Here is a 24,753-nt window from a genome sequence, read left to right on the forward strand (position 1 = left end):
AGGCATTGCTCTGGTTGCTCTTTCCCCATCGGAATAATTGATGATGAAGCGCCGTCCTGATGTCCGCGAAACGCTCGTGTGCAGGGCATCAGCAGATTGGCCGGCCCCCGCGCCGCTTGATAGCAATCTATTCGTGGGTGCCTACGAGGCTTTTCGTCTGTGCTGACTTACGCTGTTGCGTGGGCTGATCTCCGGCGAACTGGGGATGAGCGCTCGTCCAACTGACGCAGGGTGATCCGCGAAGCCAGGTTCGATCTGTCGGGAACTTTTCTGACCCTGGCTCGGAACCAGCCGGGAAACGAGTCGTTTTGGATCCATCAGCAAGGAGAACTGCCATGCAAGTTCAGGAAATCATGAGCCGCGACCCCGCCTGCTGCGGCCGTACTGATACGATCCGGGATGCCGCAAAGATCATGGCCGAGAAGTCGGTTGGTTCCCTCCCGGTTCTTAACGAATCGGGAGAGCCGGTGGGAATCGTCACGGACCGCGACATCTGCTGCGGCGCGGTCGCAGAGGGGAAAGGAAGCGACACTCCGGTCTCCGAGGTCATGTCCACAGACGTCTTGACCACAACTCCGGAGGAGGACGTGTCCGCGTGCTGCGACAAGATGGAGGAGCGTCAGGTGAGGCGCGCAGTCGTTACAGATGAGAATGGAAAGTGCTGCGGAATGGTCGCCCAGGCGGACGTTGCGCGCGGTGCCAGCGGTCAGGAGACGGCGGATCTTGTGCAGGAGATTTCGAAGCCGGAGCGCAAGTCGGGCTGCTGCTGACGGAGCGGCAGGGTCGTTTTGATACTCTGCCGCCCCCAGACTACACAGGCGATCCACATCGATCGAGCGAACCCTGGGGGAAGGCCGCACTGACTACGGAGCGCATCTGAGATGAAGCAAGAGGCGACGCGATGATGGATGGCATGATGGGCGACGGTATGATGTTCGGCAGGGGTCTTTTCTGGCTCATCGCAGTGGTGGTGCTGATCCTGGTAGTCGCCGCATTGATCAAATACCTGCGGAAATAGGCGCTGGCGGAGGCATCGGTGGAGGAAAAGGGCAAGCCAGTCGTCGTTGTAACCGGGTCGAGCGGCTACCTTGGTTCTGCCGTGGTGCGAAGGCTGAATGAGCGCTACCGGGTCGTAGGACTGGACCGGCATTCGCCGCCTCACCCGCCGCATCAAGCCGAATGCGTCTGTTTCGACATCACCGATCAGGCGAGCGTCGACAAGGCGCTTGCACGCGTGCGCCTCGCCTATGGCGACCACATTGCCGCCTGCATTCACCTCGCCGCCTATTTCGACCTGACGGGGGAAGAAAGCCCCGCCTACAACGCGGTGACGGTTGAGGGGACGAAGCGTCTTTTGGCGGGGCTCCAGGAGTTCGAGCTGGAGCAGTTCGTCTTCGCCTCGACCATGCTCGCCCACGCCTCGACCGAGCCGGGGCGGCCGATCGCCGAGGATCATCCCTTCGACGCGAAGCTGCCCTATCGCGCTTCGAAGATCCGCACTGAAGCCATGCTGCGCGCGGAGCGGGGCAAGGAGAAACTCGTGCTGATGCGCCCTGCGGGCGTCTATGACGACGCCGGCAGTTCGACCTTCCTCGCCCATCAGATTGCCCGCATCTACGAGCGGCGGTTCAGCGGCAAGGTTTATCCGGGAGACCTGGCACGAGGGCAGGTCTTCCTGCATCTCGAGGACCTGCTCGACGCGGTCGAGCGGATTGTCGACCGCCGTTCCGATTTGCCGGATGTTTTCCCAGTGCTGCTGGGAGAAGAGAGGCCTGTACCCTTCGGAGAGCTCCAGCGCCTGATCGGTCGGGAACTGCACGGCGAAGACTGGATCACCTGGAACGTTCTGCCGCGACTGGCCAAGCTGGGAGCCTGGATCGAGAACCGCGTCTTCGGCGAGAACGCGTTCATCCGCGCCTGGATGGTGGACATCTCCAGCGATCATTACGAGCTCGACCTCACGGCTGCCAAGGAGCACCTCGGATGGACGCCCCGGCACAGCCTGCGCGACGACATACCCCGCATCGTTCAAAATCTGAAGGACGACGCCTTCGACTGGTATTTCAATAACGGTTTGAACGCTGCCCGCGTCGCGGCGGCAAAGGTCGAGAAGGCCGCTGCCGAGAACGACGCTGACGAGGCGCCGCCCCCGGCCGAGCAAGACGCGAATGATCGCGAGCATGCGGCTCACATGCGGCAGATGCATTTCTCGATGCTCTGGGTGCACTGGCTGGTCATGGGGCTGGGGCTCTGGCTCGCCACTGCGCCCTCGGTCTTCGGCACCTTCGACCAAACCGAATTTAGCGCCGCCGTGCTGCGCGTGACAGAAGATCGCGGCCTCTGGGCCGCCGCCACGCGCAGCTGGCTGACGGCCTGGAACGACGTCTTCACCGGACTCGCCATCATGGTCTTCGCCGCCCTTTCGCTCCGCCCCGGCATGGGCTGGGCGCAGTGGGCGAATGCCGGGCTAGGCGTCTGGCTTCTGGCCGCACCGCTAATCTTCTGGACGCCGGATGCGGCCGTCTATGCCAACCATACGCTCATCGGCGCGCTGGTGATCGCGCTGACCATCCTGATCCCGATGATGCCCGGCATGTCACGCGAAGGCATGATGGACAATACCGACATCCCTCCCGGTTGGACCTACTGCCCCTCGACCTATGTCCAGCGCCTTCCGATCATCGCACTGGGTGCGGTGGGCTTCATCCTGTCGCGCATCCTTACGGCCTATCAGCTTGGCCACATTGACGGGGTATGGGAACCGTTCTTCTCCTCGCCCTCGGCACTCAACGGCACCGAATACATCATCACCTCCGACGTCTCGAAGGCTTGGCCCGTAGCCGACGGGGGGCTTGGCGCCATGAGCTACATGTTCGAGATCCTTATGGGCGTCATGGGAAGCCGCCTGCGCTGGCGCACCATGCCCTGGATGGTGGCGCTCTTCGGAATTGTGGTGGGGCCGCTCGGCGTTGTCAGCATCTACTTCATTATCATCCAGCCGATCGCCATCGGGACCTATTGCACGATCTGCCTCATGGCGGCGCTGGCGATGCTGATCATGATCCCCTTCTCGCTCGATGAGATCGTGGCCATGATCCAGTTCATGATCTGGAACACGCGGCGCGGCCGGCCATTCTGGCGCGCCTTCTTCCGGGGCGACGCGCTGCCCGGCGGCCGCACGGGCGGAGAGATGAGCTTCGACGCGAGGCACTCGGAGATCTTCCGGCAGAGCGCGCGCGGCGTCACGGTGCCCTGGACCTTGGGGCTTAGCACCGGGATCGGAGCCTTCCTGATGCTCTCGGGGGCGATTTTCGGCAATGAAGCGGCGCTCGCGAACAGCGATCACCTCATAGGCGCGCTGGTGCTGACCACTGCCGTTATCGCTTGGGCCGAGGTGGCGCGTCCGCTGAGGTTTCTCAACATTCTCTTCGGATTGTGGCTGATCGTCGCGCCGCTCTTTCTGGACGGCGGAACCATCGCGGGAAGTCTTCTGGGGATGGCTTCTGGCCTTGTCTTGATCCCGCTGAGCCTCCCGCGCGGGCGCCGCAGCAAGGAGCACTATGGAAGTTGGGACAGGTACATCGTCTGAGGGCGGAGCCGTCTCCTGAAGGAGAAGATGATGAAGACCACATACAAGCTCGGCTTCGCCGCGACCGCTCTGGCGGCGCTCCTGACCACGGCCGCCCTCGCGCAGGAGGCCGGGGACCAGACGTCTGATCAGATGATGCAGAACCAGGACGGCATGTCCGGTGGCATGATGGGCGGAGACATGTCCGGAATGGAGGGCATGATGCCGATGATGGAAATGATGCAGAAAATGGGCCCGATGATGGAGGCCTGCACCGAGATGATGCAGGCGAAGACCGACCAGATGCAGGCCCCGGAAGCCGAGCCGCAGGACGGCTGACACCACTCCGCCCGGGTTCCGGCCCGGGCGGACCATCCCGAGTTAGACGATGATTTCAAAACCCACCACGCAAACTCTCCGGCGCGTCCGGCTGGCGCTCTGGGCCGGCGCGGCTGCTATCCTGCTCCTGGCAGGCGGCGCGCTGACGGTGCGCACGTACATGGCGCCGCCAGCACCCCGAGCGACTTCTGTCGGAGAAGCGGACATCCGCTCGGAGTTCGCGCTGATGGATCATACCGGCCGTGCCGTGACGGAGGCCGATTTCGCCGGAGGATGGCAGCTTGTATTCTTCGGCTTCACCCACTGCCCGGACATTTGCCCGACGACGCTGGCCTACATGGCAAGCGTGCTTGATCTGCTTGGCCCTCAGGCAGACCGTGTGGCGCCGCTCTTCATCACCGTCGATCCGGTGCGCGACACGGTTCCGGTGATGGCCGAATACGTCTCCGCCTTCCATCCCCGCCTTGACGGCCTGACCGGGACCGAGGCGCAGGTGGCCGAGGCGGCGCAAGCCTTCCGAACCTGGTACGAGCGGGTCGAGGAGAAGACCGCGCCCGACGGCTACATGATGGCGCATGCCGGCCACATCTACTTGATGGATCCAGACGGGCGGTTCGAGGCTGTCTTTCAGGAACGCGACCAGCCGCCTGAAGCCGTCGCCAAGGAAATCCTCATGCAGATCGAAAAGGAAGAACAGCAGGAATGAAGTTGCTCACCGCATCCCTCCTTACCTTCGCCTGGCCGCTGGCAGCGCAGGCCGAGATCATTGTCACCGACGCTTGGGCCCGCGCCAGCGTTCTCGCCTCGCGGCCAGGCGCCGCCTACCTCACCTTGACCAGCGATGAGCCCGATCGGTTGCTAGAAGTGACGAGCCCGGTGGCCGGACACGTGATGCTCCACGGAGTCGAGACCGATTCTGCGGGCGTCACCCGCATGGTGCACATCGTAGATCTGGACGTTTCCCCCGGTACACCAGTGACGCTCGCCCCAGGCGACTCGCACCTGATGCTGATGGACCTCTCGCGGAAGCTCGAGGAGGGGGAGAGCTTCCCCATGACGCTGGTCTTCGAAGACGCAGGCGAGGTGACGGTGGACGTCCCGGTCCTCGGCCCCGGCGCGATGGGCCCCACGGAGGAACGGCCATGAAATCAGTAATCTTCCTCGTGGTGCTGCTTCTTGCCGGGCCGGCCCTGGCCAACCATCCGGAAGACCGGCTCGACGAAGCCGTGGCGGAGAAGGAGCCTGCTTTCGAAGCCACGGATGTCCGGCGTCCGCCGGAACTCGACGTCGTCGATGGTTCCGGCGAACCGTTCGATCTCGGCGGTCTCTCGGATCAGATCGTGGTCCTGAGCTTCGTGCCCGAAGGCTGCGGGGATCCCTGCGCCGCGCAGCAGGCGCTGCTCGCTCAGGTCCGGGAGGCGGTGAACGTCACACCGATGCGCGACATGGTTTCGTTCGTTGCGGTTACCGAGGGCGGCGACGGCGGCGAGAAGCCGGCCGCGTCAAACCTCATCACCGTAGACCCGTCCAACGGCGCCACAGTCGCTTCCCTGGCGACACGCTTTGCCGAGCTTTCCTCGCGCGAAGAGATCAGCCCCGAGGCCCATGTTCTCGACCGCGGCGGGCGTCACGCCGGCATCTTCCACGGTGAGGAGTTCGGCTATGTGAACATGGTCCTCTACATCAATGGCTTGAGCAACGCCCGCCCGCCCGAGCCGGGTCTTCTGGATCGTGTCCTGGGGCTGGTCAGATGACGAGCGCGGCCATTCACGGAGCATCCGCACCAGACTGGCTCCTGGTTCTCCGGAGATACGTGCTGTTCTCGGCCGTCGCACATCTGGTCTGGGAGATCGGCCACATCCCCCTCTACACCATCTGGCTGGAGGGAACCTGGGGCGAGATCGCCTTCGCGATCGTGCATTGCACGGGTGGGGACATTCTCATCGCCATGAGCACGATGCTCTTGTCGCTCTTCCTGGTTGGGGATGCGACGTGGCCTTTCGAACGGGTACGCCGGGTCCTGGTCGTGGCTGTGGCGTTCGGCGTCGCCTACACGGTCTTCAGCGAATGGCTGAACATCGTCGTTCGAGCGGCCTGGGCCTATCGGGAGATCGTGCCGGTCGTTCCGATCCTCGACGCGGGTCTCACGCCGCTGTTGCAGTGGGTGATCGTTCCCACCTTCGCCTACCTTGCGGCCCTGCGGCTCCCGCGAGGCGCTCTCGGACTGCGGCCGGGCGCATGATGGTCGACCTTTCCCTCCTTGGGGTTTCGGCAGCACTGCTGGCGGGCGCGATCTCCTTCTTGTCGCCTTGCGTCCTGCCGCTCGTTCCCGGCTACGTCTCCTACGTCGCCGGGCGAACGGTCTCCGGCAAGAAGGCGCCGTCGAGGAGGCAGGCGGTGTGGCTCAGCCTCTGCTTTGTCCTCGGCTTCTCCACGATCTTCATTTCACTCGGCGCCTCCGCCACGGCGCTCGGTCAGGCGCTGCTGCGCTGGCGCTACGAGCTCAACATCATCGGTGGTGGGATTGTGATCCTGTTTGGATTGTTCATGATCGGAGCTGCGCGCTTCTCGGCCATGGAACGGGATATGCGCTTCCATCTCGACCTCCCGGGCGGGAAACCGGTCTCCTCTTACGTCCTCGGGCTTGCCTTCGGGTTCGGCTGGACGCCGTGCATTGGTCCGATCCTAGGCGCCATTCTCACGGCCAGCGCAGCCAGTTCAACCGTCGCCGACGGGATCACTCTGCTCTCGTTCTATTCGGCGGGTCTCGGCATCCCATTTCTCATTGTTGCGGGCTTCACCGACGCCATTGCCGGCAAGCTGCGGGGCATTGGTCGTTGGGGTCGCCGCCTGAATCAGGCTGCGGGAGGCGTCATGATTCTGATGGGGCTGGCCATGGTGACTGGTCGGCTAAGTGCACTGGCCTACTGGCTCCTGGACGCCTTCCCGGTCCTTGCGCGGATCGGCTGAACGAGCGGGCAGCATATGTACTTGCGGGCTAGTAGTTCTGGCAATTCTCAACCCCAGTCGCCACGCCGGTCAGTACTTCGTCCAGGAGCTCAAGCAGCTGGGAAATCCGCGGGTCAGTCAAGCGGTAATGGACGTGGCGTCCCCGTTGCTCTCCCACCGCCAGACCGCATTCGCTCAGGCAGCGTAGGTGGTTCGACGCGTTGGGTTGCGAGAGACCTGTCGCTCTGACGATCTCCCCCACCGACAGAGGACCGTCCCTCAGCGCCTGAAGAATTGCCAGTCGGGAGGAATCGGCGAAGCCCCTAAGAAGCTTGGCCCGCTTCAGGCAGACCTCGGAGTCTTCCCTATCCCCGGATTGGATTTCTACACTAGACATATCAGCCCTCAGTGATACCTTATCGTGCCAATGATAGGAAGAGTCTAATGAGCAGCCCAGACCTGATCCACAATGCCGAAGAGATGGCCCGGTATCGCGTCACAGGGATGGACTGCCCCTCCTGCGCCGCAAAGATCGAGAAAGCGGTTCGATCGGTCGGCGTGGAGGCAGTGAAGGTCTCGACCGCAACGCAGGTCATGACGCTGCATGTGTCCGATCCGGGCGTGCAGCTGCCGGAAGTGGAGCGCGCCGTTGCGGGGATCGGCTACCGGCTGGACCGTCTGGACGGCCTCAATGTCGATCACGAAGGCGACCTCGACGATCTCCCGAAGGACTTGAGCCACATCACGCCAGCTTACAGGCGAGCACTGTGGATCGTCATTCTGCTGAATGTCGGCTACGGCGTCATCGAGATGGTCGGCGGGTTCATCTCCAGCTCGCAGGCGCTGAAAGCCGATGCGCTCGATTTCCTCGGTGACGGCCTAATCACGTTCCTCGGGGTGCTCGCGATCGGATGGAGTCTGGTCTGGCGCGCCCGTTCCGCCATGATCCAAGGCCTTTTTCTTGGCGCGCTCGGTCTCGGGGTCCTCGCCAACACTGCCTACCGCGTGCTGGTGCAGCAGCAGCCCGAAGCCGGGCTGATGGGTCTCTTCGCCGTGATCGCACTCGTCGTCAACGTGGTCGCAGTTCTTCCGCTTCTGCCGCACAGGACCGGGGACGCCAATGTGCGAGCGGTCTGGCTGTTCTCACGCAACGACGCCATAGGAAATGCGGCGGTCGTCGTGGCGGCGGGTCTGGTCGCCTGGACGGGGACAGCCTGGCCCGATCTCGTTGTCGCGGCCATCATAGCCGGACTGTTCCTGCATTCGTCATCGTCGATCATCCGGGATGCGAGAGCCGACCTGCGGGAGGTTGCATGAACGTCCGCGGGGTTGGCATAGCCTGCGCTGTAGCGGCGTTCGCTCTGGACCAGGGCAGCAAGGCCTTCGCCCTTCGCTCACCGGCCTTGGCGAACGGCGTCGAGTTGCTCCCCGTTCTGAACCTCGTCCTCGTGGAAAACCGCGGTGTCAGTTTCGGGATGCTCAGCGGGATCGTGCCTTGGTGGGCTCTGGTTCTGCTTGCCTTCGCCATTGTGGCGTGGCTTTCCGTCTGGCTGTGGCGAGCGCAAGGCCGGGTGGTCAGCGCAGCGCTTGGGCTGATCATCGGCGGCGCTCTGGGCAATGTGGCTGACCGGATGCGCTTTCAAGCGGTCACCGACTTTCTCGATTTCCATCTGGGGGCCTACCATTGGCCGGCCTTCAACCTTGCCGACGTGGCGGTGGTCTGTGGCGCCGCCCTGCTCATATTGGACAGCTTTCGCGCGAAGGACGAGAGAAGACGTGCGGAAGCTTGAGAGCGAGCAAACCGCCGCAAGCAAAGGCCGGCCCTGCAACGGAGGCACCAGTGGCGAACGGTGCGGAGCAGTCCTACAGAGGCGACTACCTCCGGCCCCTCCCGACAGGTTTGGAGAATAGCCGATGCCTCGCATCCCGCGCGACCGAAATCCCGATAGCACGATCGCTCTGCTCCTGGACCCCTACGGGTTTGTCTCGAAAAGGTGCCGACGCTACCGGTCCGATCTCTTCCTCGCGCGAATCCTGCTCCGCAAGACGATCTGCATGACCGGGCCGGAGGCGGCCGAACTGTTCTATCGGCAGGACCTGTTCGTCCGGCGGGGCGCTACGCCGGGCCGGATCCAGAAGACCCTCTTCGGACGGGGCGGGGTTCAGGGGATGGACGGCGAAGCGCACCGACACCGCAAGCAGATGTTCATGTCGCTCATGGCGCCCGAGCGGATCGACCATTTGCGAGAGCTGGTCGACGGCCTGTGGCGCGTCTACGCTCGGAAATGGGCAGCGATGGACCGGGTCGTCCTTTATGATGAGGTGCAAGAGCTCCTGACGAAAGCCGTATGCGCATGGGCCGGCGTTCCACTGCCCGAACCGGAGGTGAGTCGGCGCACCGCACAGCTGACGGCGCTGTTCGACGACGCGGGGGCGATCGGACCGAGGCACTGGTGGTCGCGCCTGTCCCGCAAGGGCTCGGAGCGGTGGATCGAGGACGTCATAGAGCAGGTTCGTGCCGGCCGCCTGAACCCACCGGAAGACAGCGCGGCGCGTGTGATCGCCACATGGCGGGACCTGGACGGTGCGCTGTTGAGTCCACGCGTCGCCGCGGTGGAACTGCTGAACATCTTGCGGCCGACCGTCGCCGTCTCCGTATTCATCACATTCGCCGCGCACGCTCTGCATCGTTTTCCGGCCTGTCGCCAGGAGCTTCGGACCGACGATGAGAGTTTGGAGTTCTTCGTGCAGGAGGTTCGGCGTTTCTATCCGTTCTTTCCCGCGGTGCTGGCGCGCGCAAGGCGTGATCTCGAATGGAACGGATATCGGTTTCCGCGGGGACGGCGCGTGATGCTGGACCTCTACGGCACCAATCGCGATCCGCGAGCCTGGGATGCGCCGGAGGAGTTCCGGCCGGAGCGCTTTCGGGATTGGGATGGCAGTCCCTTCAATTTCATTCCGCAGGGAGGCGGCGACCACACCCGCAACCACCGCTGCCCCGGCGAGTGGATCACGATTGAGCTTATGAAAGTCTCCTGCGGGTTTCTCGCGGCAACTGTCGATTACGACGTGCCGGATCAGGATCTGCAGATCGATACAGCGAGATTGCCGGCCATACCGAAGAGCCGGTTCATGATGAGTAATGTCAGACCTCGGAGTGAGTCGTGATTGCTGTCTGGGCCGGAGTTCTTCTTGCTGCCGTATGGCTGGCGCATTGGGGGGCGGAACACCTGGCCGACCCACTAAAGAAGCTGCGGCGGCAGTGGGGCTTCTCCGTCGCCGCTGGAGGCTCGTTTATCGGACTTGCCACCGCAAGCCCGGAGATCGGCATCAACGTCACGAGCGCCATCCGCGGAGTTGCCGATATTGGACTGGGAGCCATGCTGGGCGCCAACATCATAGTTGTGCCAATTCTCGTGGTCACCGCCTATCTCGCCACCCGTAAGAAGGAACTCGGCAACGAGCACGGCGATCACGAACGAGATCTGCGCGAGCACTTCCTGCCCGTGGACCCCGGCGCGATCACGGTGCAGGCGCTGCCTTATCTCGGCATTCTGGCCTTGGTCGCACTGCTCACTCTTCCGGCGCCGTGGCGGGGCCTTCAGCCGGTTGACGGCTGGATTCTGCTTCTAGCCTATCTGGCTTACCTCGCGCAGGCGCTTTTGCGCGGTCGCGAGGAGGGGCAGGGAGTCGAATGGACCCGGCGCGAACAATGGTTCGCGGGCGGCGGCGTGGCCGCGCTTGCGTCGGGGCTTATTTCATCGTCTTCTCGACCGAGCAGATCGTGAGCGCCCTTGGTATTCAGAAGATCGTCGGCGGCTTGTTCATCACTGCGCCCGTGGCGGCGCTGCCGGAGGTTTTCGCCACATGGAGCCTTGCCCGCAAGGGACAGATCACGGCGGCGGTGACCGACGTTATAGGCGACATGGCGGCGACAATGACCATCGCCTTCATCCCGCTCACGATCATCGCAATGCCGATCGGTAATCTGCATTTGTACTGGGTAAGCCTGGCCTTCGTGGCGATTATGCCTGCGCTCTATGCGGCGCTTCTCTGGTGGGGCGGGCGCGAAACCGGCTTCCGGCGGTGGCAGGTGCTGGTCTTCCCGGTCGTCTATGCCGTTTACGTGGTCCTGGTCGTCTTTTGGGTGCGCCCCTTCGGCTCCGGTTGACTTGCGAAGATCGGGGCAAAGTCTGCCAGAGATGGAGTGGATACCGCTCTCCCCTGACGGCATCGCGATGTACCAAACCTCTAGTGTCAAAGCACTAGCTGTAGGCTGTAGGAAAGGGCATCGATGGAAGAAGCTACCGTTGGAAGGAATGTGTTCCGATTGCACGGAGCAGCCGCCGACGGCTCAATTCAGTAAGCGCATTCTTTGGGCGCGTGCTTCTTTCGTGCAAAATCAAAGACTTGTGGTGGAGAAGGTTGGATATCAGGCCCATCCCCTCCGCCATTTGCCCCCGCGAAAGCGTGCTCCCGATACGGCTGCGGCCGGATTTTTTTCGTTGTTTTCGAGGGTTATGCGGGTTGGGCGGAGCACCGAACCCGCGCCAGGTGGTCCGGAAGCCGTCTCTCAGGGCCGATATTCTCCGAACCTCTCGACTACGCGGATTTTCATGGGATATTACTCGACATCAGGTCGGCACTTCATGGCCAGGACCTTTTGCGCGAAGGAACGGAAATCGAACCAGAACCAGCTCCGAGGGAATCATCGTCACCTCAGCCCCCAGTGAGTTGAGGTACTGGCAGTTCGTTCAGCTCCCGCCGGGCCTCAGGCCAACTCGGATAGTGCTCAGAAAGCAGAGCAAAGAAACGGGGGCTATGCGTCGGCTCGGAAATATGGACCATCTCGTGAACGATTACATACTCCAGCAAGTCGCGCGGTTTCTTCACGAGTTCAGTGTTCAGCCGAATGGTGCCTGCCTTCGAGTTGCAGCTTCCCCACTTGGTTGTCATCCGCTGCAAGAAGTAGCGATGGACCTTTACGCCGAGGCGCCTTTCCCATTTGTCGATGATGGGCGGGACTGCGCCATGAAGTAGCTTCAGATGCCAAGCGTGAATCGCCTTGGCGCGTCCGCCGCGGGAAGTTCCGGGGCGGACCTGGAGATGGATTGTGCGGTGGTCTAGCTTTACCTCCGGCTTGGCGTCGAGCTCCGTCACACGGAGAAGATGGCGCCGTCCCCAAAGGTAGTGGGTCTCGCGACCGACGAATGAACGGGGGGCTTCCCTCGCCTGCGCGCGAAGCTGCTCTTGCTGCTGCCGGATCCATCCAATTCTTGTGATCGCGTATGCGCGCGCAACATCAATCCTGGTGGAAGTAGGGGTTACAAGCGTGACGCGTCCGTCCGGCGGGTGGACCGACAGGTGGACGTTCTTCACGTCCTTCCGGGTCACGCTGATTGTGATGTCTCCAATCTCGATGGACTCTCCCATCAATACCCCTGTTGGTTCTTGATGATCTCGAACATCGCGAGGGTTGCTTCTCTATCCCGGTTGAAGAGCGGGAAGAGCACGTTCTTGACCTCCCGCTCGCGAACTGGGTTAGGCATCCGCGAACTTGGCGTTGTCGGCGTCGGGGAAGAAGAACTGCCGCCATTCGTTAGCTAGGAGTTCGACCGCAGATCCGGATTGGCCAAGCGCGTTTTCGACCTCCGAACGGAGAAAACGGCTGAGTGGCGCGAGGTATTTGGCAAGTCCTGAGGGATTGTGCGGGACGGCAGGTTGCCAGCCGAGGAAATCACGGAATAACCGTTCCAGCGACTCGGCATCATCCTTAACGGTCGCGGCCTTGCCCATCGTCGTGGGGTCATCATGCAAGCGCACGATGGGCTGACCGTCTGGACGCTCGCCCGTGCGATAAAGCGCCCATTCCCTCCCATCCGTGTAAATCAGGTTTGGCAGACCTTTGAGCTTTTCCCACTGCTTCTTGTTGTGGTCGCCCTTGAGTTTTGGTGCGTCGGCTCCGAGACCCGGGCTTTCAGTTCGATATAGCCGCAGATCAGCCCGCCGACATAGACGGCAATATCGGGGCGGACCTTATGTTCTGAAAGATGCGTTTCGGTGCGGGTTTCGACAGTCAGTCCGTAGGCCGTACCGGCGGATTTGACAAGCTCGGCAACAACCGACTTTAGCTGATCTTCGGGTGAAGCCGTACCGGGGAGCGCAAATTTTACCTTCAGCGTATCCGCGAAACTCTCAAGTTCAGAAATATCCACTCCCCACCCCAAACTATTAGCGTAACAGTTCCCAATTTTCTGGATACCCTTCGTCAAAGACACCGCATCGCACCCCAATATCGATGCCGGCACTAGAAAATTACGAAGCATATCCGGTGCAAGGAATCCTTGCCCGGTTGTTCATACTCAATCAAGACCTCACAGTTCCAGAGATTTAAACCTTTACCTGGCGTTTGGAAGTCGGATCCTTGCGTGCCAAGCCACCCGCGTCAGCAGGAGAAGGTCGAGGCCTATGAGCGTGGCAGGAGGGAGACATTACACGCTCAAGCTCATGCCTCGGTGCCCGAAAGCTTCCGCAGAACCAGATCTGCACCTACTGCCGCTTCTCTCTCAGTAGCTAGCCACACATGGCCTCAACCAGCGCCTGTCGAACTCGAGAATCCAGAAAGAGCGAACGTTCACGCTCCCGTTGAGGAGTCAGTTCATGAACTGGAGCCACTTGTTCCAGAACAAGAAGAGCCTCCTGCTCCTGCTCTCGCCCCCACTCCTGCCTCCTCTCTGGGGCCGGAGCCGGAGCCAGAGCCAGAAGCCCTGACTTTCTCCAAGGCCTTGGAGGAGTATATCGAGCAGGACATTGCGAGAGGTGGCAATGCCGATGCGCGTTCAGTGGTAAAGCTGATCGTCCAGTTCCTCGTCGACATCATGGATGATCCGGTGGTCGCGGAATTTGACGGCGACAGGGCCGCGAAGCTCGATCGCATGCTTCCGGACATTACCAACAGGAGGAACGTCCCGCAAGATCATGCGGGGTCTCTCGCTGGGAGATACAGGTACGCACAGAAACACGGATGGGGTGATCTCACGCGGCTCACGGAAGCCCGGCTGCGCAACGGCTACCACAACGCACTGTCGAAGTTTTTCGGTTGGCTGATCGAGCGCGGCTACTACCCGCACCCCAAGCCCATGTTTAAGCATGTCAGCAACGACAACCTTGTCTCGCTGCCAAGGGACTCCTTCGACGACAGCGAGATCGAGAAGATTTTTTCGCAGCCACTCTTCACAGGCTGCTTGAGCGAAAAGCGCATCTGACAGCCTGGCAGATACTTCAAGCGCCTGATGGGTCACTCGCGCAAGTCAGACATTCCCGCTCGCTACGGAGGTAAGAACCGCCTGCCGCAGGCACACGCAACCTCGACGTACGTAGAACGACCTTGATCGGTGGCTTGAGCAGGGGAACTGCGCAGACTGTTTTTTGCTAAAGCAGACCGACTAATGCACTTCCTCGAAAGGGACTTTCACTACTGTTCCCAAACCCCGGGGCTGTCGAGGCACCAGCGAGAATTCGCCTCCAATGCGGCCGACGGACACCTGTACAATGGCGAGTCCGAGCCCGCTCCCAGATGCGGAGCGGTTTGAGCCGCGCGCAAATTTGTTGATGACCTGATCGATTTCATCGCTGGATATACCAGGCCCCTCATCTTCGATGATGAAATTCAAGAGTCCATCAGCTGGATGTACCCGGCAGAGCACCTCAGCTTCGTCTGGAGAGTGATTGAGCGCATTCTCGAGCAGATTTCTCAGCGCCATGGACAGGAACTGGGCTTCACCAGGAATGCGGCCATGGAGGTCGAGGGAGCCTTCAATTTTGACTCTGGCACGAACGGCATCGCTTGGAAGTTCATCACGAATCTGCTGCAGGACTCGACTCGGATCTATCAGGTCGCTTTTCCTCTCCGGACCCGCCGCTTCCACTGTGGCAAGATCCAGAAGCTGTTTGACGAGCCTGCTCGTGCGGTCGACACCTACGGCAATTTGACGTAGGGCTCTCGCATGCACCTCAACATCTTGGCTCGCAAGAGCGATCTGGGTCTGGGTCTTTACACCGGCGAGCGGCGTTTTCAGCTCATGCGCAGCAAAGGCGGTGAAGCTTCTTTCCCGCTCTCGGACCTCCTCGACCCTTCGAAAGAGCTCGTTCAACGCGTCAACCGTTGGCTTTATTTCTATTGGGACAGGATCGCTTTCAAGAGGGCTCAGATCTTCTGCAGCCCGGCTGGATAAAGCGCGGGCCATGCGATCCAATGGTAAAAGACCTCGCTTGACACTTACTAGGATGCCGATGATCATGAAGGGTAAGATGAGCATTGCCGGTATCACCAAGCCCTTGATAACATCGCCGACCAGGCGTTCGCGCACGCTCAGGCTGTCCCCGACGGTCACCCTGACACCGAGTGCATCGTTCCTTATCGTATAGATCCGCCAGGCTTCACCATCAGCGATGGTTTCCGAGAAGCCCTCGGAACTGTCGTCCTGACTGGTCTCGGGCGCGTTCTCGGAACGACCTACCAACCCACCTTCTAGCGACCAGATCTGACAAAAAAGTTGGCGGTCGTAGGGAAGGCCGAGATTATCGCGCGACAGCGCCGCTCCGGCACCCTCGCCACCATTGCCCGAGAGCTCAATGCGGTCATCGGACAAGAGCGAGTTGACCATCCGCGCAGCCTCCATGAGGCGCGCATCAAGAACCTGCTCAACTTCTTCCTGCGTGCTGTAATATATCCAGCCTGTGGCGAGCAGCCAGATCAAGCCTGTCGAGACAGTCAGGATTGCAACAAGGCGGGTACGGATCGACCTCATGAGCCGTCACCCTTCAAGCGATACCCCACACCGCGCACGGTTTCTATGAAGTCCGCACCCAGTTTACTGCGCAACTTGTGGATATGGACTTCGACCGCATTGCTCTCGACCTCTTCCTGCCACCCATAAAGGGTCTCCTCGAGAGAGGATTTCGCGACCACATTTCTTGGTTGTTCCATCAAGCTCGCCAGAAGCGCGAACTCCCGCCGTGTGAGACTTATCTCGCTCCCATCTTGAGTGACTGTTCTGCTGCCCGGGTTCAACTCCACGTCGAACCATACCAGGTGGCCGCACGCACGGCCTTTGCCTCTGCGCACCACCGCCCGCATTCGTGCAGCTAGCTCCTCGAGGTCGAAAGGCTTACCAAGATAGTCGTCAGCGCCAGCATCAAGCCCTGCCACGCGGTCCGCAACCTGATCCCGCGCAGTCAAAAGGAGCACAGGGGTTTCATCTCCCCGCTTGCGAAGATCGGAAAGTATATCCAGTCCGGTTCCGTCCGGCAGCATCAGGTCGAGAATGACACCATCATATTTCTGCGCAAGCAGCGCAGCCAGCGCATCGTCGCAGCGTGATACGGAGTCAACCGTGAAGCCCGCCAGACCGAGCCCCACACTAAGGCCGTCGAGCAGCAACTCGTCGTCTTCGACCACCAGAATACGCATCTTGCAACCTCTCGTGATGCTGCCGGACAACCTGTTAGGTGACCAGTAGATGTTCCATCGCCGGATCAGGAATGACAACGATGGGGCTGCCATCGCGCACCTGATCGTGAAGATGGATAACATCCTGATTGATGAGACGGATACATCCCGAGGACACGGCCTTGCCAATTGACGCAGGCTCGGGCGTACCGTGTATCCGGTACAATGTGTCCTTGCCGTTGTGGTGGATATAGAGAGCACGCGCTCCCAGAGGATTGCGCGGACCCGGGTCCATGCCACCATTTGCGATGCTGTACGGTTCGAGCTCAGGCTGGCGCGCAACCATTGAATCCGGAGGTGTCCAACGGGGCCATTTCCTCCGATACGCCATGATCGCACGGCCCGCCCATGAAAAACCGTCGCGACCCACACCTACGCCATAACGCGTGGCACGGTTGGGACCCGTAACGTGGTAGAGATACTTGTTCGGCGTATCGACGATCAGCGTGCCGGGCTTTTCCGACGTCGGGTAGTCGACATCTGCGCGCCACCAACGCTCATCCATCAGTTTCACATCAACCTCCGGTATCGGGAAGCGTTCCTGTGGCATTGCGTAATACATGGGGGGCACCACGGGAGCAGACTCGGGAACAGGGGCTGGTTCGACCATCTTTGGTCTGCGTGGTTCGGGCGCAGGTATAGCTGCACAACCTGTCGCCGTAAGTCCGACAAGTCCGGTTATGAAACCACGACGGCTGAGCCGACCGACTTCTCCCGGTACTTTGCCACGAATATCGAGCGCGGAAAGCTGCATCATAAGTACTCCTGTTACGGGGTTCCGACGCCCAATCACCTTGCCACCTTAAGGCTGCCTTAAGCTCGGCCACTCATTGCGCCTCAAACCTCTAAAGATGTGAGTGCAATGAAGTCGCTGCTTTTCACGCTAATGATGCTGCTGCTGAACGTATCAGCGGCCGTCTCCGAGCCCGGCAAACCGCTGCCTGTCCGCGAAGCCTTCGCTCTGGAAGTCGAACGCGGTGCCGATGGTTTTCTGCGCTTCGAGTGGAAGGTGGAAGATGGTTACTACCTCTACCGTGACAAGTTTTCTGCCGTGCAGGACGGCAAGGAGCTGGCGCTGAATTTACCGAAGGGCGTAGCAAAAGATGACCCGACTTTCGGTGCGACCGAAGTCTTCTTTGAACATGCCGCGGCAGAACTGCAACAGCCAGCATTCGGTACTTTCGACCTCAGCTTTCAGGGCTGCCAGGATGATGGCATCTGCTATGCACCGCAGACGGTACAGGTCGATCCCCAGACGCTGAAAATCGTCTGGCCGGAAACAGAGCTGGGCGTGGCAAGGCAATGGACCATCGGTTCCGGAGGATCAGTTCCACCCGAGACTTTCCAGTTCGAGCCCAATGATGACGACTTTTCGCTCGCCGGAGATCAGGGGCTGATCGACAGATTGCTTGCACGCGGCGGGGTCTCTCTAGTTCTTTTGAGTTTTCCGCTTTTCGGCGTGCTTCTCGCATTCACTCCATGCCTTTTCCCGATGTACCCAATTCTGGCAGCTGCACTGGCACGGGAAGGTGATCGATTGACCGCTCGCCGCGGCTTGCAGCTTTCATCCCTCTATGTTCTGGGCTTAGCCAGCGCCTTTGCTCTTTTAGGGGCTGTGGCCGGTTGGTCCGGCCAGAACCTGCAATTCGTATTGCAGTCACCATGGACGGTGGGTGTGCTGGCGGCTTTATTCACGGTCATGGCACTGGGCATGTTTGGCGCATTTCAGCTGCAACTGCCACATTCCTGGACCAATTGGGTGACGCGACGCAGCGGTGCTCCGGACGGTTCACGACGTTCTGCAGCTATACTCGGTTTCTCATCGGCCGTGATTGTCGGCCCGTGTGTCACCGTACCCTTGGCAGGCGCTTTGCTCTATATAGCGCAATCCGCGGATATCGCGCTTGGCGCTGCCGCCTTGTTTGGACTGGGATTAGGCAAGGGGCTGCCATTGATCATCCTTGGAACCATTGGTGGCAGGACTCTTCCGCGCAGTGGAGCCTGGATGACCTCGGTCAATCACCTCTTCGGTTTCGGATTTCTTGCCACCGCCATATGGACGGCCACGCCAATTCTTCCTCAAGGAGCCGATCTGGTTCTTTGGGCCTTATTTCTCGCCGGAATCGCCAGCTTTTTGCTCTCCAGAAAGATCAACAGTGAGATGGGTCTCGTGGCTGTCCGCGCGCTATCCGCGATAGCTCTTGCCTATGGCGGGATCCTCCTCGCCGGGGCTTCCGCTGGTGGAGTGGATCCTCTCAGCCCCCTTGAGCCGCTCACCTCCCAAAACCGCAATAAAGCAGCAGCTGAGCCGTCATTTGAGCCGGTGACGTCAACCTCACACCTGAAGGCTGAACTCACGCGGGCTGCTGCCCGTCCCTCGATGGTCTATTTCACTGCTGATTGGTGTGTCACCTGCACCGTGATCGAAAGAACGGTCCTGAAAGATAGCGCCGTAACAGAGCAGCTGTCAGCCTTCAGCCTTCTGAAGGCTGATATCACCAAATTTAACAAATCCGACAAAATACTCATGCAAGCGCTCAAGGTCGCTGGGCCACCGACAATGATTTTCTTTGATGCCAACGGGAAGGAAGTGCCCGATACCCGCCTCATTGGCTCCATCACGACCCGAAATCTGCGATTTTCAGCACAAAAAGCGGACGAGCGCTGAGATGAATGCGATTACGATCGGACCGCTGATGTTAGCTGCCGACAGATTCGCAGCTCTTATCGGCATTCTCGTCTTCATGATCGTGAGCGGCTTCATGGCCAGACGGTGGGGCTCTGATCTTGAGCGCTGGTCGTTATGGACGCTGCTTGGTGGCATTGTTCTGTCACGGCTGAACCATGCGGTTCTGCACATCTCCAGTTTCACTGACAGCCCCTTGCGTATCTTCGCCTTCTGGCAAGGTGGTTTCCATTGGTCGGGAGCGGTCGTCGCGGGAGCCATCGCGCTGGTTTTGACGCTGCAGAGCAGGCGCGAAAGACTGCTCTCCTTTGTACCACTCGCTGCGGGAGTTCTTGTCTGGAACATCGCCACTCAATTAACGGCAGACAACCTGCACACACCTCTCCCCGAGATAAGGCTTCCCACACTCGCAGGTGAGCTCCACCAGTTGAGCGATGGGGAAGAGCCGATGGTCATAAACCTTTGGGCCAGTTGGTGCCCGCCATGCCGTCGCGAAATGCCGCTGCTGGCCAGCGCAGCGGCTCAGGCAACCGATATCGATTTCATCTTCGCCAACCAAGGTGAAGCCTCAGATGTCATCCGGCGCTATCTGCAACGCGATGGGCTGCAGCTTGAAACCGTATTGTTGGATCAGTTCAGCCAGCTGTCCCAAGCTTATGGAGCGCCCGGGCTTCCCGCTACCTTGTTCATTGGTCGTGACGGAACACTCAACCATGCGCAACTCGGAGAGATTTCGCCCGAGGCTTTGACAACACACATCCGCGAACTTCGCCAATCATCCACCGTTCAGGAGACCAGATGATGATGAACCGCCGCAATTTTCTTGTCACTGCTACAGCCACCATGGCCACTGCCGCGACCTATGCACACGCACAGGATTTTCCGTCTGTAGCGGACGTCCTTTTCGACCCGCAAATTCCGGTTCTGGGTAATCCTAACGGAGATGTGACGGTGGTGGAGTTTTTTGACTACCAGTGCCCTTATTGCAAAGCCAATCATCCGGATCTTTTGGACGTGGTTAAGAAGGATGGCTATGTCCGCCTGGTGATGAAGGACTGGCCAATATTCGGTGCCCCTTCCCTATATGCTTCAAATTTGGTTTTGGCCGCAGGTGATGACTATGAAGACGCGCACAAAGCGATCATGAAGACCAAGGCGCGCCTAACCGAAGACATGATCGATGAAGCCCTCAAGTCCGCCGGACTTGATCCTGAACCATTGATGACGCGCTACCAGAACGATCGCGCACGCGTCGACGGCATCATCGACCGCAACATGGCCCAGGCCAGTGCCTTCCGGTTTGGCGGTACACCGGCTTTCCTCTTCAACACCAAGATCTATCAGGGAGCATTGTCCCGGAGTGATATCAAGGCAGCGGTCGAAATGGCAAGAAGCTGAGGAGGTAACAAGCTGCGGAGCACTTTGCAGCGCGAGCGGTCCGTGAGCTATTCCCCGATAGCCTGAACAAGATCTGGCGTAATTTAGGCTACTCATTGCACCTGCAGATCGGGTTGGTTGATATCGTCTCTCTGCGAATAGATCAGTGCCGGTGGCCTGCCTTCCAAGGCTGAATGAGGGCGCTGGTGGATGTAGAAGGTCATCCATGCGACCGGCGGCCTTAGATCGGCCAATGGCGGCGGTGGTCCCGGTGGTCCCGGCGGCGCGCCTAACTTCGACGCGATTGCCGAGACCTTGGGCCTGGACGCTGACCTGCTAAGGCAGGTGTAGAACGTCGCATCAGATATGCCGTGCTTACGGCACAGTTCAACCGGGGTCATGCCCGCCTGATGTTCCTTCAAAATGCCGATGATCTGTTCTTCCGCGAATCGTAACCGTTTTATTGCCTGTCTCCTTCGTTGAGGAACAGGCTAACCCAAAATCGGGAAAATCTCAGGGGAGCATGTATGAACTGCCTTCCCCTGCAAGCGATTTGTCGGTGTCCCGTTGACCCTGCTTCTATGTATTCGGTCTTTGTTCGGGCATCGTGATTGCCCCTGACCAAGATGGGAAGTCGCGCGCTCTGTGCGCAGGGAGATAGCGAACTGAGCTCCACCAATTGTTGCCGATGCACATTCGGCGCGAAAACTGCTGCCGCTCTCCGGGCGGTTGGGCAAACTTTGCCTGAACCTCAAATAGGTTTCGCGAATGACAATCCGGACCGGCAGCTTTGCGCATCTCTGGCCAGATCGCGGGCGGGAAAGCGAACTGCTCCATGTCTTCACGGGGGCGGCCGGCGCGTAAACGTCGATGACGGTAATGAACTGTAAGCACTCCACCACCGTCTTTGTGGCTACTAACATCGAGGCCAACATCCCGTTTGATATTCAGTCTGAATGCAGTCCGTTCGTCGAGTCTGTCGGGGAAATTGATCAAATCTTCCATTTTGAAGTCCTTACAGTTGGAGTAATCAACGTATGAACGACACCAGCACTCATAGGCGCGAGAATGCGTTCAGCATCTTGGTTGCGGTTCCGTTGGCTAGGCTTCGGCAACATCATCAGCCGACTGCGAGCTCCTCGCTGTCCCAATCTGCAGGATACGCTTCCACATAGTTCGGGACGGCCTTCAGATTCAGGCTCTTCCTGCGCAGGCGCTCCTGCTCCTTCTTCAGATCAAACTTATAGCCGGTGAGTGCACGGAGGATCGAGAGGCCGATGGCCTGGGCCATGGCTGGCGGAAAGGCATTAGCGATCTGCCGGAACTTCTGAAGATTGCTGCCCTGCAGCTGCCAGTCGTCGCGGAAGCCTTGCAGGCGGGCCATCATTTCGAGCGTCAGTTTCGGCATGTGATCGCGAGGCGCATCACGTTCCGGTGCAGCCTTGGCGTAGTGGCCGGGGTCAACGCCGAGTTCTCTCCAGCTTTCCCGTGACTTCGGCTGTGCGAGGTCGATGCCGCCCTTCTTCTGGCTGCCACCAATGATGGTGGGTGCATAACCCTTGGCGCGCTCTTTCCATTCATCCACATGGGCCCAGCCATTGGCTGCCATCAGGTCGTAGAGGGCTTCACCAACCGTGGGCGCGTTCTTGGCCAAGGGTTCGGGCCAGGAGAAGCGGTGCATGATCCCGCGCCGGAAGCCGACAAGGATCGCCCGCCTGCGCTTTTGGGGCAGACCGAAGTCCGGGCCGCTCAGGATGCGCCATTCCGCATCGTAACCAAGGGCCGCCATGCGGGCGAGAATGCGCAAGCGGTGCATCGCGTTCGATGCCTGAAGAGCACCGGTGACATTCTCCAGCATGACGGCCTTGGGCTTCAGTTCACGGATGAGCTTCATGGCCTTCGGGAACAAATCGCGTTCGTCAGCTGCTCCCTTGCGCTTGCCAGCCTGTGAGAAAGGCTGACAGGGAACGCCTCCAGCAAGAAGATCAACACCCTCGAACTGGCTCAGGTCGACATCACGCAGATCCGCCTCGATGACTGGCCAGTGCTTGCCGTTGTGACGCAGCGTGGCTGCTGCATCCTTGTCAATTTCCACCAGGCCCACATGCTTGAACCCCGCAGCTTCAAGACCGATGGCCTGTCCGCCAGCACCGGCACATATTTCCAGAACAGTAGGCGCTTTGTAGCCGTAAACGCCGACGGGAACATCAAGCGGGGTGTCTCCGGCTTCTCGCATGCGCTCTACAGCCGAAGAGGTTCCGCTGTCGTCATCATAACCAAAGGCCCAGGCCAACTGCCATTGGAGGGAGCTGTTGAACGTGTAGGTGGCTTGCCATGGCTCGCCGTCGCCATAGTGTTCCTTGTGATAGACCTTCTCCTCGGCGATCGCCTGCAGCGCGCTGTAGGTTCCGGACCAGCCTCGGTTGAACCCTTCCCTTGATGCGGTGATGAAGTCGAGATCGACGATCTCAGGCAGGTCCTTCAGAAGCTCCGCGGCACGAGGCGCAACCGCTTCGACGCTATCGATTTGGGGGACACGCGGGTCCTCCTCTTCAAGCTGCGTGATGGTGCAAACCTCTTCCGTCAGTGCGTGAAGGGAATCGAGCCAGGCATCTGCTGCAGCAAGTGCCTTATCACGTGCCTTGCGCGCAGCGGCATTGCGGAAGGCACGGCGGCGACGGTCATCGAGTGTGCCTTCCACTGCAGCCTTGGCTAGCGCGATGTCGCGCTTCAGGCCACGCAGTTCCCTTGCCTGCAGCGCGCGTCCGGACTTGATCATGCGGATTGCTTCATCGCGCACCGTCTCATCCTGCCCAGCCAGATCGAGCAGAACAGAGGATGCGACACCATTCTGGATCAGTAACTCGCGCGGTGTCAGCGCCTCGCCGCGGAAGGCGATGCGTTCAGCACAGTCGCGGGGGAAGAGTTTGGCAAGCCGCACATAACGCTGCACGTCACGGCGCGGCACCTGGCACTCGTTCGCAAGGAATGCGGTGAGCTCACCGACCTTCATGTCCTGCGAAAGCTCCTCCCACAGATCACCGATGCGGAATGCCGCCTTCGCCTGCTGCACGCGCCACCGGGTGATGCTATCTTTGACCTTGCTCAACTCCTTGCCGAAGAGCATTTCCATCTCACGAGCATCGTCGCCATCATCTGCTGCAGCCTGATCGGCATCAGCGGCATGCCCATTGTCTTCCGGCGCATTATCCATGCCGTCGATCGATGGCACATCATCGAGCAGGATGTGCTCATTCGTGTCGTCAGCTTGCCGTGATTTTAGCTCTTCCATTCCCGCCCCCCATGGTTCGTTACTTGCAGCCATAGCGGGCAATGCATTGCAAGGCGGTGAGAGAGATTGTTCAAATGCAACCGTTCTCGGAACTAAACGACATCACTGCCCATCGAGGCTCCTTAGCGTCACTAGGTGAGTTTCTGTAATTCTGATTCCAAAACACGGAGTAATGGGGAGAATACGTTTAAATAAGCGCATCACCATGTGATCCGCAAAGGGCCAAGCACTAGCCGAAGCGGCGCATCCGACGGTGGAGCACCCGCAGGACCTGCTCCTTGTCATAGCCGTCCTCGACCAACCGTCGCCGGGCGTATCTCAGGATCCACTGCAGCGCCTGCGGATGAAGGGAAGGATCCCGCGCTGCTGCGCTTGCGAAAGCTGCCACGGCAGCGGCAACCGCAACATCAATGGCTGACGCTTCCGGCCGCCTCTCTGCTGCCAGCCTTTTTCGGTAGCGCTGCTGGCGCTCCCTGTGGGATGCATCATCTGACTTTACTGCTCGGGGCATGCTCTTTCTCCTCTGTCCCATCACTACGAGACAAGGATGAGAGACACCCGTGCAAGGAACAAAAGCCGGCGGAAGGCATACAAGCAAGGAAATGCTGCACGAACAGCGGTAGTCGCCATGGCCTTCTGCCAGCGCACGTCGTTTGCCGGAGTAACGCTTTCCACTCTAGCGGAATCGACTTCCCAGAAAGCTGAATCGCTTATCCGTGATTCAGAATCCGAAGATCTCAATTTATTTCAAAGCGAGATGCCTTGCCTGCACGTGGAGATGCATTCTTCAGCTGGCGGAATCGCTTTTTCCTTATCCGGAATCGCTGGTCCGCATTCCAGAATCGGCTTCCACCGATCCGGAATCCAGACATCTCAAATTTTTTCGCGTTGCAGGCACTGCATTGTGGGTTGGCTGCATCTCATCACGCATCATCGCGCATTGCCGCACCTTCTCGAGCACCCGGGCAAGCGGCTCGCCTTCGAGTGTTCCGTGCTCAACAAGTGCCCCCGCAACGAGCGTGATCCCGCTG

27 protein-coding genes and 1 pseudogene are annotated in these 24,753 nt (G+C 60.0%); 18 read left to right on the forward strand and 10 right to left on the reverse strand.

Annotation, left to right across the window (positions count from 1 at the left end):
• The first annotated feature begins 335 nt into the window (after positions 1-335).
• The 8 genes from WA367_RS11440 (at position 336) to WA367_RS11475 (ending at position 6,877) form a co-directional block, all read left to right on the forward strand.
• Positions 336-770, forward strand: coding sequence for a CBS domain-containing protein (locus WA367_RS11440; protein ID WP_336056865.1), 435 nt, complete (start codon positions 336-338; stop codon positions 768-770).
• Between the two features lie 266 nt (positions 771-1,036).
• Positions 1,037-3,589, forward strand: coding sequence for an NAD-dependent epimerase/dehydratase family protein (locus tag WA367_RS11445; RefSeq protein ID WP_336056866.1), 2,553 nt, complete (start codon positions 1,037-1,039; stop codon positions 3,587-3,589).
• 27 nt (positions 3,590-3,616) lie between these two features.
• Positions 3,617-3,907: a hypothetical protein gene (locus WA367_RS11450; protein ID WP_336056867.1), complete on the forward strand. Its 291-nt coding sequence runs from the start codon at positions 3,617-3,619 to the stop codon at positions 3,905-3,907.
• Positions 3,908-3,956: 49 nt separating this feature from the next.
• Complete coding sequence (locus WA367_RS11455; RefSeq protein ID WP_336056868.1) at positions 3,957-4,613, forward strand: SCO family protein; 657 nt, start codon at positions 3,957-3,959, stop codon at positions 4,611-4,613.
• Positions 4,610-5,053 carry a copper chaperone PCu(A)C gene (locus WA367_RS11460; protein WP_336056869.1) on the forward strand — a complete coding sequence of 148 codons (444 nt, stop codon included), beginning with the start codon at positions 4,610-4,612 and terminating at the stop codon, positions 5,051-5,053. The genes WA367_RS11455 and WA367_RS11460 overlap by 4 nt, the downstream gene beginning before the upstream one ends.
• Positions 5,050-5,661 carry a hypothetical protein gene (locus tag WA367_RS11465; protein WP_336056870.1) on the forward strand — a complete coding sequence of 204 codons (612 nt, stop codon included), beginning with the start codon at positions 5,050-5,052 and terminating at the stop codon, positions 5,659-5,661. The genes WA367_RS11460 and WA367_RS11465 overlap by 4 nt, the downstream gene beginning before the upstream one ends.
• Positions 5,658-6,149 (forward strand): hypothetical protein, encoded by a 492-nt coding sequence (locus WA367_RS11470; RefSeq protein ID WP_336056871.1) that lies wholly within the window; start codon positions 5,658-5,660, stop codon positions 6,147-6,149. The genes WA367_RS11465 and WA367_RS11470 overlap by 4 nt, the downstream gene beginning before the upstream one ends.
• Complete coding sequence (locus tag WA367_RS11475; RefSeq protein ID WP_293218456.1) at positions 6,146-6,877, forward strand: cytochrome c biogenesis CcdA family protein; 732 nt, start codon at positions 6,146-6,148, stop codon at positions 6,875-6,877. Before WA367_RS11470 ends, WA367_RS11475 begins: the two co-directional genes overlap by 4 nt.
• Positions 6,878-6,905: 28 nt before the next feature.
• Here the strand turns inward: WA367_RS11475 and WA367_RS11480 are convergent, their stop codons facing one another.
• On the reverse strand, positions 6,906-7,253 hold the full coding sequence (locus WA367_RS11480; RefSeq protein WP_022699194.1) for an ArsR/SmtB family transcription factor: 348 nt from the start codon (positions 7,251-7,253) through the stop codon (positions 6,906-6,908).
• Between the two features lie 47 nt (positions 7,254-7,300).
• On the opposite strand from WA367_RS11480, the gene WA367_RS11485 reads away from it, so the two are divergent.
• From WA367_RS11485 to WA367_RS11505, 5 genes are all read left to right on the forward strand, one after another.
• Positions 7,301-8,173, forward strand: coding sequence for a cation transporter (locus WA367_RS11485; protein ID WP_022699195.1), 873 nt, complete (start codon positions 7,301-7,303; stop codon positions 8,171-8,173).
• Positions 8,170-8,646: a signal peptidase II gene (gene lspA / locus WA367_RS11490; RefSeq protein ID WP_022699196.1), complete on the forward strand. Its 477-nt coding sequence runs from the start codon at positions 8,170-8,172 to the stop codon at positions 8,644-8,646. The genes WA367_RS11485 and lspA overlap by 4 nt, the downstream gene beginning before the upstream one ends.
• Positions 8,647-8,770: 124 nt before the next feature.
• Complete coding sequence (locus tag WA367_RS11495) at positions 8,771-10,024, forward strand: cytochrome P450 (protein ID WP_022699197.1); 1,254 nt, start codon at positions 8,771-8,773, stop codon at positions 10,022-10,024.
• A complete protein-coding gene (locus WA367_RS11500; protein WP_336056872.1) occupies positions 10,021-10,644 on the forward strand; it encodes a hypothetical protein in 624 nt (207 codons plus the stop codon). Before WA367_RS11495 ends, WA367_RS11500 begins: the two co-directional genes overlap by 4 nt.
• The gene (locus tag WA367_RS11505) at positions 10,641-11,027 is read left to right on the forward strand and encodes a hypothetical protein (protein ID WP_336056873.1); all 387 of its coding nucleotides are present in this window, start codon (positions 10,641-10,643) and stop codon (positions 11,025-11,027) included. The genes WA367_RS11500 and WA367_RS11505 overlap by 4 nt, the downstream gene beginning before the upstream one ends.
• A 548-nt stretch (positions 11,028-11,575) precedes the next feature.
• Here the strand turns inward: WA367_RS11505 and WA367_RS11510 are convergent.
• From WA367_RS11510 to WA367_RS11520, 3 genes are all read right to left on the reverse strand, one after another.
• On the reverse strand, positions 11,576-12,289 hold the full coding sequence (locus WA367_RS11510; RefSeq protein WP_336056874.1) for a M48 family metallopeptidase: 714 nt from the start codon (positions 12,287-12,289) through the stop codon (positions 11,576-11,578).
• Between the two features lie 108 nt (positions 12,290-12,397).
• Positions 12,398-12,652 (reverse strand): hypothetical protein, encoded by a 255-nt coding sequence (locus WA367_RS11515; RefSeq protein WP_336056875.1) that lies wholly within the window; start codon positions 12,650-12,652, stop codon positions 12,398-12,400.
• 92 nt (positions 12,653-12,744) lie between these two features.
• Positions 12,745-13,071 carry a type I restriction enzyme HsdR N-terminal domain-containing protein gene (locus WA367_RS11520; protein WP_336056876.1) on the reverse strand — a complete coding sequence of 109 codons (327 nt, stop codon included), beginning with the start codon at positions 13,069-13,071 and terminating at the stop codon, positions 12,745-12,747.
• Positions 13,072-13,284: 213 nt separating this feature from the next.
• Between WA367_RS11520 and WA367_RS11525 the strand changes: the two genes are divergently transcribed.
• The gene (locus WA367_RS11525; RefSeq protein WP_336056877.1) at positions 13,285-14,121 is read left to right on the forward strand and encodes a hypothetical protein; all 837 of its coding nucleotides are present in this window, start codon (positions 13,285-13,287) and stop codon (positions 14,119-14,121) included.
• A gap of 180 nt (positions 14,122-14,301) precedes the next feature.
• Here the strand turns inward: WA367_RS11525 and WA367_RS11530 are convergent, their stop codons facing one another.
• From WA367_RS11530 to WA367_RS11540, 3 genes are read right to left on the reverse strand one after another with little or no spacing between them, the layout of a single operon-like run.
• Positions 14,302-15,666, reverse strand: coding sequence for an ATP-binding protein (locus WA367_RS11530; protein ID WP_336056878.1), 1,365 nt, complete (start codon positions 15,664-15,666; stop codon positions 14,302-14,304).
• Entirely contained in the window at positions 15,663-16,328 is a 666-nt protein-coding gene (locus WA367_RS11535; protein WP_336056879.1) for a response regulator, read from the reverse strand. Before WA367_RS11535 ends, WA367_RS11530 begins: the two co-directional genes overlap by 4 nt.
• A 34-nt stretch (positions 16,329-16,362) precedes the next feature.
• Positions 16,363-16,977, reverse strand: coding sequence for a L,D-transpeptidase (locus WA367_RS11540; RefSeq protein ID WP_442935559.1), 615 nt, complete (start codon positions 16,975-16,977; stop codon positions 16,363-16,365).
• Between the two features lie 252 nt (positions 16,978-17,229).
• On the opposite strand from WA367_RS11540, the gene dsbD reads away from it, so the two are divergent.
• From dsbD to WA367_RS11555, 3 genes are read left to right on the forward strand one after another with little or no spacing between them, the layout of a single operon-like run.
• On the forward strand, positions 17,230-19,035 hold the full coding sequence (gene dsbD / locus WA367_RS11545; RefSeq protein WP_336056880.1) for a protein-disulfide reductase DsbD: 1,806 nt from the start codon (positions 17,230-17,232) through the stop codon (positions 19,033-19,035).
• Between the two features lies 1 nt (position 19,036).
• Entirely contained in the window at positions 19,037-19,855 is an 819-nt protein-coding gene (locus tag WA367_RS11550; protein WP_336056881.1) for a TlpA disulfide reductase family protein, read from the forward strand.
• A complete protein-coding gene (locus tag WA367_RS11555; RefSeq protein ID WP_336057119.1) occupies positions 19,855-20,451 on the forward strand; it encodes a DsbA family protein in 597 nt (198 codons plus the stop codon). The genes WA367_RS11550 and WA367_RS11555 overlap by 1 nt, the downstream gene beginning before the upstream one ends.
• Positions 20,452-20,777: 326 nt before the next feature.
• On the opposite strand, the pseudogene WA367_RS11560 reads toward WA367_RS11555, so the two are convergent.
• From WA367_RS11560 to WA367_RS11570, 3 genes and pseudogenes are all read right to left on the reverse strand, one after another.
• A pseudogene (locus WA367_RS11560) lies at positions 20,778-20,894 on the reverse strand (transposase); the annotation flags it as partial.
• A gap of 656 nt (positions 20,895-21,550) precedes the next feature.
• On the reverse strand, positions 21,551-23,722 hold the full coding sequence (locus tag WA367_RS11565) for a DNA cytosine methyltransferase (RefSeq protein WP_336056882.1): 2,172 nt from the start codon (positions 23,720-23,722) through the stop codon (positions 21,551-21,553).
• Positions 23,723-23,951: 229 nt separating this feature from the next.
• Positions 23,952-24,233 carry a hypothetical protein gene (locus tag WA367_RS11570; protein ID WP_336056883.1) on the reverse strand — a complete coding sequence of 94 codons (282 nt, stop codon included), beginning with the start codon at positions 24,231-24,233 and terminating at the stop codon, positions 23,952-23,954.
• A gap of 36 nt (positions 24,234-24,269) precedes the next feature.
• Here WA367_RS11570 and WA367_RS11575 point away from each other — a divergent pair.
• Positions 24,270-24,753, forward strand: a 484-nt coding sequence (locus tag WA367_RS11575; protein WP_336056884.1) for a hypothetical protein, incomplete at its 3' end; no start/stop codon positions are given.

Origin of the sequence: Nitratireductor sp. CH_MIT9313-5, assembly GCF_037029545.1 — a bacterium.
Classification (GTDB): domain Bacteria; phylum Pseudomonadota; class Alphaproteobacteria; order Rhizobiales; family Rhizobiaceae; genus Chelativorans.